The sequence below is a fragment of the Pseudoalteromonas sp. APC 3893 genome (genome assembly GCF_030408095.1).
Lineage (GTDB): Bacteria > Pseudomonadota > Gammaproteobacteria > Enterobacterales > Alteromonadaceae > Pseudoalteromonas.
On record NZ_JASDCD010000040.1, the window covers coordinates 1 to 12,378 of the forward strand.

Below are 12,378 nucleotides of genomic sequence, written 5' to 3' on the forward strand. Positions count from 1 at the left end.
CATCCAGATGTTACAGCACTAATAATAAGGAAAAGTACATCGACAAGGTTATGATGCTGGTTGATAGTTGAGCGGTTATCTTTTACAAGTTCTAAATGGGAGAATAAGGACATAAGAAATATAAAGTAATGAAATTTATAGTATTAGATCATAAATTATGAATGTTTACAAAGTATGATCCTGCCCTGCCCCTTAGAAGGAGCAATCAAATGACTAAATATCTAATAGTATTTGCTTTAATTCTGACTTATTAAATCTAGGTCGCGAATTCACACAAAAAAAATAGGTTAAGTTTTCGCCTCCAGAGTTACCCCCCTGAACAGCAACCGTTATATCTACCAGCCACAATAATCAACACTTTTTATCCCTGATAATAATAATTCCGAGCTATTAAAAAGAAGAAAATGTTAGGCTTTTTCTATTTTTATCGCTATTTAGATTTTTTATAAGATTTTTACTGCTTAGTTTTCCACTATTACTCTCTCATTAAAAAGGAAAACTAAATGAAACTAAAAAAATTAATAATTCCTCTCTTTTTATCAGTTAATAGCCCTGCACTCTATGCAAATGAAAGTACCAGTGGTTTGATTGAACCCATCATGGTCACGATACCTGCGGGTACTTTTCAGATGGGCGATATAGATAAAGAAGATGCCCAGCCTGTTCATAAAGTAACACTACCCGAGTTTAGCTTAGGCAAATATGAAGTGACCGTCAGAGAGTTTCGTCACTTTGCTCAAGAGTCTGGCTATGATATGCCAACTCAATGCATTCACCAATTAAATGGCTGGTTTAATTATGGAGCAACAACGGGCACATGGGAGAATAACTCACTCAACACCAGTGATTTTCAACCCGTTAATTGTATTGGTTGGAAAGCGGCTAATGCATATGTTCAATGGTTAGCTGAAAAAACAGGTCGCCCGTATCGGCTACCCACTGAAGCTGAATGGGAATACGCAGCAAGAGCAGGCACAAGCAGCAAATATTATTTTGGTGACGACCCCGATCAAACCCTTGTTTGTGAGTACGAGAATACAGCTGATTTAACCGGCGAAAATATCTTACAGCGTGATTCTAATACCAGCTATGTTAACTTTTTTAATGGTAAGTCAAACTGTGTTGATCACTCAGCTTATGCAAGCATCGTTGGTATGTATAAACCAAACCCGTTTGGCCTACATGACATGATAAGTAATGTGGTTGAGTTTATAGCTGACTGCTATAAAAACAACTATGAAAATGCCTCTACTAATGGTCAGCCATGGACCGATGAAAATTGTGAATTCCGAGTAGCACGAGGCGGCAGCTGGCATTGGAATACATTTTCGGTTAGTGAAAGGGGCGTCATGGGTATGAACTTTATTGGCGCAGTAGAAGGGTTAAGAGTTGCACTGGACGGCGCAGCACCACCAATGAGAGGTAACACAAAGCGGTTTAAAAAAGCGCTAACAATAGCACAACACAGTGAACAGCTAAGACGTGATGCGGCTTTGCCCTACCCAGACAAAGTCACTAATTTAACCATAGAACAACAGCACGACCTTGTTACTTTAAACTGGGACAAAAGCGAACAAACAGACATTGAAAGTTACCGCGTTTACAGAAATCCAGCTGCTGGCAGCACGTTTAAACTGTTAGCATCAAACATTGTAGAAACAACATTTAAAGATGCCAATATTGATAACCACCAATATGAATACACGGTGGTAGCGGTTAGGCATCATCAACAAAGTGATTACAGTAATACGGTAAAAACACGAGCCCCGTGGGTAAAAATACCAGGAATATTGGAAGCTGAATCAGCAAGTGAAATGACAGGCTCCTCCGTAGGAAGAACCTCAGATGTCGATGGTAAATTCAATTTAACGGGCTCTGGCGGCATAAGTGACAAAGCGATAATAAACTATCAGTTAGAGGTCGAAAAATCAGGGCATTATTCACTAAGCTACCGATTAGCAGCCCCTAATGATACTAAAGGCTTTGCAATATCAGTAAATGACAAAGAGCTAGCCACAGAAAAAGTAACAAGCACAGGGGGATATAATCAATGGCAAACCCAAACAGGCGCTACTATATACTTAAACAAAGGCAAAAATAAATTAACGATACAATCACATGATAAAAACTGGAAGCTAAACTGGGTTAACTTCAAACAGAAATAGCTAGTTTAATAAAGCGTAAAGGCCGTACCATTATTGCCTTTACGCTGTTTAGTAGCGCTTAGTACAATTCATAAACTCAAAGACGTCAGTTTCTCTTCATTTACCCGTCGCCAATAATCACTGCCTTTTTCATTGATATATTGAGAATAAAAATCATAATTTACTTGCGGGTTTTCAGTGCCGCAAATCAATAGCGCGATATCTAAGCTAAGAGAAAGATTACCCGCCAATTGTGCTTGCTCAAAAGTACGTTCTGCATGTGTAATAAATGCATCAGTATCGTTTTGCGCATCCGCTAACAACGTTTTCAAGTAAGAGTTATCTGCGTTATCCAATGTAATACCTGCCATAAGTGCTTGTGCATCTGTAAGGCGGTTTTGACTTATATAATATTTCATTAATTGCTTACGACTAGCTATCGCAGCCCAAAACTCAGGCGTCAAGGTAGCAAGTTTTAGTACTTGTTTTAAATGTGGCTCTTTATCCTTAAGGCTTTTAGTAAAAATAGCATAGTGAAACGGTATGATAGCCAAGTGGTAGCTAGGATATTGATAAGCCTTCATTTTATTCTCGGCTTCTGTTAAATAAAGGTATTTGTCGTCTTCTTGTTCATTTTTATGCGCCAACACAGATAAGTAAGTTAAAGCATCTAGTTCACGTTGTTTATCATCAGCCTCAAAGGCTAACTTGGCTGACGTAAGCAGGCTATGCTTAATGGCGTTATAATCAGCCTGATTGTGATCTATCCACGACTGCGCAATCAAGGCGTCGGCTTGTCGGGGTAAATCATTAATCTTTTTAAATTGTGCAATCGCATTTGCCAGCTTTAAAGAACTTAAATCAAATAACTCTTTGCGAGTTAATACTTCACTTTGCAAGAGTAAAGCATTGCCAACGTATTGCGTGTTTTTTTGTGAAATAGCCGCTTTTTCAAGTTTAGTTGCCATCACCATCGCTTTTTCATGCTCACCCATTCTCAAATAAGTATTTGTAAGCTGACTAAGAATAATGAGGTCGTTAGGTGCCTGCTGATGGGCAATCGTTAAGTTTGCTTGCTTAACTGCTGGGGCCTGAGCTTCATTAAGTAAATTATAAACAACGGGATTCTGTAAGTGCTTTAAAAGCTGTTTTTTAGCATCTTGTTGATCAGCTCCCAACACATGGCCGCGCCAATCAGCAAATGGGCCCTTTAGAATAAAATCAATATACGTCTTTTGATTATAAGTGCGCACCGTGCCTGATAAAATCAACGAGTGCTCGCTGGCCAATTGAGAATACTCATAATCGGCTGAGACCTGAAAGTAAGCAGTGTTTAAATGTGGTATTTCAGTAAAATCAAAGTGCTCATCATCACTAAAATTGACCTGCTTCGCGTCTGATTGAGTACTAAATGGGATATACGCAATATTAATAACAGCGCTATCAACCTCTTTAGATGGATTAGAGATAAAATAAATCAACCCAATAACAAAAAGGGTTAGCGCCGTAAACGCCATAATTAGCCACATTTTTCGCTGTTGCAAGTAAGACGAAGCTGCCGTTGGCTGATCTGCTACATTTGAATTTACAGTGCTTGGCGCTTTTTCTGTATCACAATGAGTTGCATTAACTTTGAGTTGCCATTGATAACCTCGTTTTGAAAAGGTTTTAATTGCATGGCTACCAAAAAGCCCTCTTAAATTACTAATGCTTTGAAAAACAGCCTGCTCGCTCACAACCTTGTCTTGCCAAACCTGCGATAAAATATCGTCTTTACTAAATACAGTATCTGAATGCTCCAAAAGCAGCTTAAGCACTTTGGCGTCATTGTGTCGAATAGCCAAATCCTGACCATTATTTTTAAGTACCAAACTGGTACTATCAAACTCAAAAGTATCAAATATATAACGCATTGTTTTTATTATAATGGCTCATTTAGTGATTTAGTCTATTCCCATTAGCGCTTAAACTAATACAGAATCTATGATTTACAATCATATAGTAAAAACTCACTTTAGTCTGTATGACGGGGACTTCGGTTGAAGGTGCTAAACGATTACTGAGGCGAAAACCAAAATGGAATAGTCATCCATTCGTTTTGGCTACCGACGCCAGCGCGAAAAAAGCATGATTTACAAAAGCATTGGCTAGACTCAAAATAGCAAGTAAAAGCATTACCTCGATTGCAGCTAGTTACGTAGCTAACCACTTTCTAAAGTTACTTATGCGTGTTTTGCTGTTGATTAGTGGCTCACTCATATGTTGCAGGTTAACTGCTAACGTTTCTTTAGCGTAGCTTTCAAATGAAACAACATAATGAATATTCACTATTTCACTGCGATTAACTCTAAAAAAGAGAGCTGGCTCGAGCTGAGCTTCTAGCTCCGTCAATGAGTTGCCCGTAAGCAAATGGTGTTTGCCATGATTATCATAGGCTGACAATACGCCCGAAGTAGCTCGAATGCACACCACATCTTCGGTTTTGATAATATCGACCACCAGCCCTTTTTTAAAAGTAGCGGCTTTTATAGTACTGAGTTACTGCGACATGTGGTTTGATAGTATTAATGAGATTGCTTTTAAGCTGCTCATAATTACCCATCGCATTAGCAAAACGCTTGTAGGTAAATGGTTTAAGTAAATATGCTACGCCTGATTATCAAATGCTTGCGTCCAAAACTCATTATAAGAAGTGGTAAAAATAATAGGACATGGCAAGTCAACTTTATCAAAAGCACTAAACACTTCCCTACCTAGCAGCCTAAAGTATCCCCAGAATTAGCCTTTATATATCAATGAACTAATAGTATTAAAAAATGTGGAATGTGAGGGAACATTCATGGTGTTTTGTGATCTTATGAATCGCCAAAAACAACAGAACTAAACACCATGAATGCGTCTACTATTTTGCACAATATGCTCCGCGCTGTCACTCCTAACTCTATCCATAAAGCCAGATTTAATACTCTAGTCGCTGCCGTTAAATCTCTTTTGCACTGTCAGCAATGCACCTTGACGTCTATCGGCCGCAACTTGGATTCAAAAACAACTGAAAAACATGATATTAAACGTATTGAGCGACTACTCAGTAACCACGAGCTTTTACGTGAATCGACATCGGTTTATGTTCGCTTAAGCCGTTTTGTGGTCACTGAAAAGCATCCCGTCATCTTGGTTGATTGGAGTCATGCAGATACACAAACCAAATACTGTATTCTGCGTGCTAGCATTGTCAGTGAAGGTCGCTCTTTGACCTTATACCAGGAAAGTGCATTCAGCTTTCAATATCATTGCCCAAAAGTACAAAAACGGTTCTTAAAGATGCTCAAACTGATCTTGCCGAGTGATTGCCGCCCCGTCATTGTGACGGATGCGGGCTTTAAAGTCCCCTGGCTCAAAGCCGTGCGAAACAATAGCTGGCACTATATCAGCCGGGTTCGAGGTACGGCACACTTGAAAACGCAGGACAGTGATGAGTTTATTCCATGCCAGTCACTCTTCAAGAACAATCAACGTAAGAGTCAGTATCTTGGCGCGACCGAGCTGACCAAAAGTGCAAAATATCAAACGCATGCAGTGTTGGTTGGCAAGGGTCATAAGTTATTAAAAAGAGATAAAGAACGCGGTTATAAAGAGCCTTGGTTACTCATTTCTTCACTTCCAAAAAGGCACCACTTTCTCGAAAAAGTGCTCAAGCTATATGGTATGAGAATGCAGATAGAGGCAGGGTTCCGAGACCAAAAAAGTGTAAGGTTCGGTTTAGGCTCAGATCTGCACAGAACGAACAAACTCAATCGATTAGACATACTTTTACTGCTTGCCACACTGGCGCATTGGTTCTCAATGATGCTGGGTGCAGTGATAGACAAAGCAGGAAAGACAGGGGCTTTTCAAGCTAACTCAACCAAAAACAGGCGAGTAGTGTCATGGGCATTTGTTGGGCTGCGATACTTCAAAAAACAGTCCTTTAAACTGCGACAACGAGATTATTTAGAAGGGCTAGCCTATTTCGTACAGGTGGTAGTGAAACTCAATTGGAAAAATATGGATGTGTATTAGGCGACAATTAGCTTGGCCGGGTCACGACAATTAGGTTGACCGGTTTTGGTACACTTCAGATATATCAAATTCAACAGAGAAAGATATGTCTGGAAAACCCATAACCAAACAACAGGTTAATTTATATATGTCTTATCGTAAGGATCATAAACAAGCAACAGCCGCAGCCCAAGCGGGTATGTCAGAACGCACTGCTAGGCGTATCGAATCAGAGCAACATTCAACTTCAAAGCAAGCCAGAACTTATCGAACTCGCAAAGATCCACTTGATGGTTCATTTGAAGAACATTTGGTGCCATTACTTAAGGCTGATCCAGCGCTTCAACCCATCACATTATTAGACTATCTTGATACCGTTATGCCAGGTAAGTTTGGTCACTATCATTTGCGCACATTGCAGCGTCGAGTTAAAAAATGGTTGGCCACCGAAGGAGCCGAACAAGAAGTTATCTTTCGCCAAAAGTACATGCCCGGATTTATGGGCATAACAGATTACACTTGGATGAATAAGCTTGAAATCACTATTAATGCTGAAATATTCGAGCATAAGATTTTCCATTACAAACTGGTGTTTAGCGGTTGGACGTATGCGCAGGTCGTCTTTGGAGGGGAAAGTTTTGAATCACTATCTACCGGTTTACAAAATGCCTTTTGGCGCAGTGGTGGTGTTCCACAAACTCACCGTACAGATAGCTTAAGCGCTGCATTCAATAACCATTATGAACAAGAAACCTTAACTGAGCGTTATCAAAAGCTATGCAAACACTATGGCGTTGTTGCGACTCGAAACAATAAAGGCGTTGCTCACGAAAATGGGGCTATTGAGGTAGCACATAGCCATTTTAAGCAGAAAGTCGACCAGCAATTACGACTGCGTGGTAGTCGTAACTTCACGACAATTAACGAGTATCAATCGTTTTTAGATGTAATTGTCGCCAAAATTAATCGTCAATGCAAAACGCGGTTTGAGGAAGAGCGTAAACACCTCGGTGAACTGCCTAAGCGTCGGACGAATGATTTCAGCGAACAATACGTCAAAGTCACATCAAGCAGTACCATTAGCGTAAAGCGAGTGACATATACCGTGCCTTCCAGACTTATTGGACATCGATTGCTTGTTCATATTTATGATACCCGGCTTGAGTTATTTCTTGGTCACGAAAAAACATTATCATTACCAAGAGTTTATGCACAAGGCCACCTACGCTCACGCGCAGTCGACTATAAGCATGTGATCCATTCACTTGCGAAAAAGCCTAATGCGTTTAAATACTCACAATTACGCGAAGACTTAATTCCTGAAGGTGATTTCAGTTTACTGTGGCAGCAACTAACCCAAGAGCACGTCAGTGATAAGGATTGTCGTTATATGGTTGAGTTATTGTTGCTCGCTCATAACTATGATTGCGAACAGGCGCTTGGCCGTTATGTATTTAAAAACCATGAACAGGGTAAACGGATATCGATTGAACTGTGCCGCAAAATGTTTGGACCTAGCACAATTGTTATCCCCGACATTGTAAGCCAACAACATCAAATAAGTGATTACGATGCGTTACTTGGAGGCTTGTATGGCTAATATTCAAAGCTTACCGATATTATTAAAAGAGCTGCGCTTAAGTGCAATGGCTAAAGACTGGGAAGTGATTGCTCAAAAGGCTGTTACAGAGCAATGGGAGCCTGAGTTATTTCTTGCTGAGCTTTGCGAGTTGGAAGCGACCCATCGCCATGAAAGCCGATTAAAACGATTGCTTAAAGAAAGTAAGTTACCTGTTGGAAAACAGCTCCATCAATATAAGTTCGATGAAATTGAAGGTGTTACATCACTGCAAATAAAACAAAAAGTGAGTCAGATTGATTGGCTTAGACAAGGTCATAATATCTTGCTGTTCGGCGCTAGCGGCTTAGGTAAAACTCATTTAGCTTGTGCCATTGGTTACTCATAACTTGAAAAATCAGTGCGTGTTAAATTCAGCACTAGCACTGCTATTGTTCAAGAGCTACAGCGCGCAAAAGAAACGTTAGGCTTAAATGACGCGCTTAAAAAACTTGATAAGTATGAATTGCTGATCTTGGATGATATCGGCTACGTAAAAAAGAATGACAGTGAAAGTCAGGTATTGTTTGAATTGATTGCCCATCGATATGAACGAGGTAGTTTGTTGATCACATCAAATCAAGCATTCAGTGAATGGGATAGTATATTCGGCGATAACATGATGACAGTTGCCGCTATCGATAGACTTGTTCACCACAGTGACATCTATAAAATCGAAGGTGAAAGCTACCGTAAAAAACAAGCAATGAAACTTAATTCAAATACCGGCCAAGTTAATTGACGTCTGATAGTATGGGCATGGATGAGAAACAGAGAGCTATCAAATCGTACGTTTGTAAGTTATGACGATATTGTTGAACAAGTAAGTAGGGCGTGGAATGTATTTCGCTCAGACATTGATAACGTTAAGAGCATCTGCTCGAGGACATGGATAAACTTAATCACTTAATAAATAGGATTAGTATTAAATCACTGGCTTGTTGTTCTTCGATAATACTGCGCCACTGCTCAAGGCTACGTGTTTTCCCATAGCTATCTCCTAATTGAAATTCGGAAATGGCTTAATCGTTTTGACGAGTTACTTGCAGGTGCACTTTGCTAGACGCTTATATTGTTGTCTGCAATTTTTGTTAAAAATAAAAAAACCCACCGAAAAATAAGTGGGTTTCTTAGTTATTGTTTTACTAATTTAAATTAAAAGCTTTGTGAATAGCGGAAGTACCATTGACGACCAATATCAAAACCACCGTAGTAAGAGTAGGTTGAGCTAGGGCCAGAATACATAATCGGGCCTTGCTTATCAAAGACGTTATTAGCACCTATTGATAATTTTGATTCCCAAGGAGTATTGTAAGTTAACTGCAAATCGTTAAATGTTGTTGAGCCAACCTTATTTTTCGGAGTTACTGCACCATTAGTCCAATCACGTTGGAACTCTGGGTCACTACATCTATCGTCAAAGTAACAATCTTCACGCATTGATGAGAAGTAACGAATACCCCAGTTAGCGCTAAAGTCACCATATGACCAATTCAGTCCTAAGCTAGATCTAGTTCTGAAGACATCTGCATGACCAACATCAGATTCTACTTTAGTTTCTGGTTCATTTGTCGATTTTGAATCATATTTAAGTAGGTAAGTGCTATCCATAGTAGCTCGGAAATCACCAAACTCAGTTTCGAATGCATAAGCTAACGCAAGATCAATACCTGATGTTTCAGTAAAGCCTGCATTACGAGTACCGTAAGTTAGATCATTAACGATAGAGTTACTTGGATCACGCGAGAACATAGCACAACGTGATTCATCACCACCAATATAACAATCTTTCAAGATATCATTTGGTGAATCAGATACAACCGTATCAGTGATCTTAATACTCCACCAGTCAACAATAATATCTAAATTTTCAACATAGCTTGGATTGTATACAAACCCAACTGTTTTACTCGTTGATTCTTCTGGCTGTAAAAACTCATTTGAACCACTGTTAAATGGCACAGGTGTTTGCGCAGCAGGTCCGGTTGTTGGAACAAAACCTTGCTGTAGCTGACGATAATCGGCTGGAACATCTTGTAAACAGCGCGCGGAACCAGCTGCAGAACCATATACAGAATCACATGGATCTATAAATCCTGTAGTAAAGGTTTGAGAACTACCGCCATACAAATCACTTATTGTAGGAGCACGGAAGCCTTCAGACCAAGTACCACGAACCAATAAATCATCAATGGGTCGCCACTCAATACCCACTTTACTGTTAGTTGTATCACCAAAAGTACTGTAATCAGAGTAACGTGTTGCTAAGTTAACACTTAACGACTTTGCACCAGCTACATCAGATAAAATAGGAATATTTAATTCACCATACGCTTCTGTAACATCGTATTTACCACCTGTTGCACCAGAGGCGAGCGTCGTACTTTCACCTAACTGAGCAAGCGCATCAGGGTTGTATTGCCCTGTTTCTTTACGGTATTCACCACCAAGAGCGAAAGTTAAACCACCTGCAGGTAACTCAGCAATTAAACCACTGATATTTGCAAAATACATGGTTGTTTGTGTTTCACCACGATAATGAAGAGTCGGGTATAGAAAATCTTGTACATTTGGATCAGCTAGAGAATTTTCCACTGGGCCTGCACCAAAGCCAGCCAAAGGATTCCAAGCAATACACTCTGCTGAAGAAATAGGGTCAGCTTCCGTACCGCATTGTACTTGACCTGAAGCATTTAAAAATGAAGGTCCTGTTGCAGCTGCAATTGCTGGCTTATAAAAATTACCATTATCAACTTGAATCGAAGAGCTTTTACTATAAACACCACCTACATCCCAATCGAAATAACGATCGGCAACTTCAAAGGAACCTTCAAGAGCTGCTGTAAAACGTAATGTATCTTGATTACTCTCAGTTGTACGAGGAACCTCCCAACCACGACGAGTAAATGAAACATCTTCGCCAACAGGGTTAAAGTGGCTATCTGCACTTAACACAATCCCATCTGAAGCTGATTGGTACGGGTAACCAGCAACTTGGCGTTTTGCCTGACGCTCACTGTAACCAATATCACTGGTAAAGTTAATGTCGTCAGTTAATGCATAATTTGAACTAATATAGATTGAACGCGCACTAAGGGGTGTTTCTAAGTGCATTTGTTCACTAGCATTACTTGAACCATTTTCATAAGTTTGTGGCTCAAAATCATCAAATGAACTTGCATTGCCAGGACGCTTTGCTACATACCATTGGTCATTATAGTTAAAGCGGCCATATTGCCCAACCAAAGTGCGGTTATTTGGAATATCGTATCCAGGGTATGAGACTTCCGAGAATGAACGGTCTTTAGCCCAAACATCACCTTCATCACGCCATTCAGCACCTAAAGTTATAGAGCCACGGTCACCTGAAATACCTGTAACCATACTAACATTTTTTTTCTCTCCATCACCTTCATCGTATTCAGCACCATAAACAGTGAATTCAAGGCCTTCAAAGTTCTTGCGAGTTATAATATTTACCACACCAGCCATAGCATCTGAGCCATACATAGCTGATGCACCATCTTTTAATACATCAATACGTTCAACCATTCCCATAGGAATAGCCGATAAGTCTTGGTATCCAGAGGTAGTAATACCTAATCGCTTACCATTGATAAGTACTAAAGTTCTACCTGTACCTAAATTACGAAGGTTAACATAATTACCTCCAACATTCTCACCAGAAACTAAAGGCTCAGAACGGCTGATAGGCGGCGAACCTGCCGCTGACATATTTTCAAGAAGGTCAATAACTGAAGTAAAACCTTGATTTGCTATATCCTCACGACTAATCGTTTGAATTGGCTGCGCTGTTTCAAGATCTGTAGAACGAATACGTGAGCCCGTCACCTGAATACGTTCTACTTTTTCAACACCCTCTTCTGCAGCATTTGAACTTGCTGAAAATGCAGCTGTTGAAGCTGCACCAAAAGCAATTGCTAAGCGAACAGCTTTTGAAACTTTATTATTTAACATTTGATTCTCCCTGGTCATATTTTTATATGATTTTATTAGTTTTAATTGCCATAAAACTGGGACTTAGTAACCAAAATACATACTAAGTACCCGATTAAGCAAATAGATACTAATATCAGGGACATCATTTGGTCAACAGTTTTTTAACCTACTTGGTTTTTTGTTTACAAAAAAGATTGATTTCAAAGCCAACATTGAATGTAACCATATGTAAAGCATGGATAAAAGGATGGATAAAAGAGTTAGTGGTACTAGGAATAAATAATCTTAGCAAAAAAAAATTGATATCCATTGACACACGGCTTCTTTTTTAAATTGCATCCTATTAAGGTATGCACTTTATAAATTTCCAGCCGGAGGTTGAGAGATAACAAAGCTTATTTACGCGCCATTAGCGGGTTTATTGCAAGTGAATTCATCGAAGTTAGCATTAAAAATAGATGCTGAGGACAGGTTTATTATCTGCGTTCAGATTATTTATACCAAACACATTTAATTGATGATCTATTTTAATCTTATGATTTTTGTGATCTAATAGAGCTAAATACAGTCATTCTTACTGAGCTTGAATTGTCCAACATTCCAGATTTTCACTATACC

General features: G+C 39.4%; 6 protein-coding genes and 3 pseudogenes. 5 read left to right on the forward strand and 4 right to left on the reverse strand.

Going from position 1 to position 12,378, the window contains the following annotated elements; all coding sequences use genetic code 11:
• A pseudogene (locus QMA12_RS21340) lies at positions 1–113 on the reverse strand (ISAs1 family transposase); the annotation flags it as partial.
• A 390-nt stretch (positions 114–503) separates the two neighbouring features.
• Here QMA12_RS21340 and QMA12_RS21345 point away from each other — a divergent pair.
• A complete protein-coding gene (locus QMA12_RS21345; protein WP_290211421.1) occupies positions 504–2,165 on the forward strand; it encodes an SUMF1/EgtB/PvdO family nonheme iron enzyme in 1,662 nt (553 codons plus the stop codon).
• A gap of 68 nt (positions 2,166–2,233) precedes the next feature.
• Here QMA12_RS21345 and QMA12_RS21350 read toward each other — a convergent pair whose 3' ends face one another.
• Together QMA12_RS21350 and QMA12_RS21355 are read right to left on the reverse strand one after the other, a co-directional pair.
• On the reverse strand, positions 2,234–4,057 hold the full coding sequence (locus QMA12_RS21350; protein WP_290211420.1) for a winged helix-turn-helix domain-containing protein: 1,824 nt from the start codon (positions 4,055–4,057) through the stop codon (positions 2,234–2,236).
• Positions 4,058–4,337: 280 nt separating this feature from the next.
• Positions 4,338–4,643: a LytTR family DNA-binding domain-containing protein gene (locus tag QMA12_RS21355; RefSeq protein ID WP_290211419.1), complete on the reverse strand. Its 306-nt coding sequence runs from the start codon at positions 4,641–4,643 to the stop codon at positions 4,338–4,340.
• Between the two features lie 390 nt (positions 4,644–5,033).
• On the opposite strand from QMA12_RS21355, the gene QMA12_RS21360 reads away from it, so the two are divergent.
• From QMA12_RS21360 to QMA12_RS21375, 4 genes and pseudogenes are all read left to right on the forward strand, one after another.
• Positions 5,034–6,203, forward strand: a complete 1,170-nt coding sequence (locus QMA12_RS21360) for an IS4 family transposase (protein WP_290211418.1) — start codon at positions 5,034–5,036, stop codon at positions 6,201–6,203.
• An 85-nt stretch (positions 6,204–6,288) separates the two neighbouring features.
• Positions 6,289–7,782 (forward strand): IS21 family transposase, encoded by a 1,494-nt coding sequence (gene istA, locus QMA12_RS21365; protein WP_290211417.1) that lies wholly within the window; start codon positions 6,289–6,291, stop codon positions 7,780–7,782.
• Positions 7,775–8,542: pseudogene (gene istB, locus QMA12_RS21370) on the forward strand (IS21-like element helper ATPase IstB). The gene istA and the pseudogene istB overlap by 8 nt, the downstream one beginning before the upstream one ends.
• Positions 8,543–8,551: 9 nt before the next feature.
• Positions 8,552–8,710: pseudogene (locus tag QMA12_RS21375) on the forward strand (IS630 family transposase); the annotation flags it as partial.
• A 245-nt stretch (positions 8,711–8,955) separates the two neighbouring features.
• Here the strand turns inward: QMA12_RS21375 and QMA12_RS21380 are convergent.
• A complete protein-coding gene (locus tag QMA12_RS21380; RefSeq protein ID WP_290211416.1) occupies positions 8,956–11,778 on the reverse strand; it encodes a TonB-dependent receptor in 2,823 nt (940 codons plus the stop codon).
• Between the last annotated feature and the right edge of the window lie 600 nt (positions 11,779–12,378).

Excerpts from the sequence above, each read along its gene's own strand:
- QMA12_RS21345 (WP_290211421.1), top strand. The coding sequence starts at position 504 with ATGAAACTAAAAAAATTAATAATTCCTCTCTTTTTATCAGTTAATAGC.
- QMA12_RS21350 (WP_290211420.1), bottom strand. The coding sequence starts at position 4,057 with ATGCGTTATATATTTGATACTTTTGAGTTTGATAGTACCAGTTTGGTA.
- QMA12_RS21360 (WP_290211418.1), top strand. The coding sequence starts at position 5,034 with ATGAATGCGTCTACTATTTTGCACAATATGCTCCGCGCTGTCACTCCT.
- istA (WP_290211417.1), top strand. The coding sequence starts at position 6,289 with ATGTCTGGAAAACCCATAACCAAACAACAGGTTAATTTATATATGTCT.
- QMA12_RS21380 (WP_290211416.1), bottom strand. The coding sequence starts at position 11,778 with ATGTTAAATAATAAAGTTTCAAAAGCTGTTCGCTTAGCAATTGCTTTT.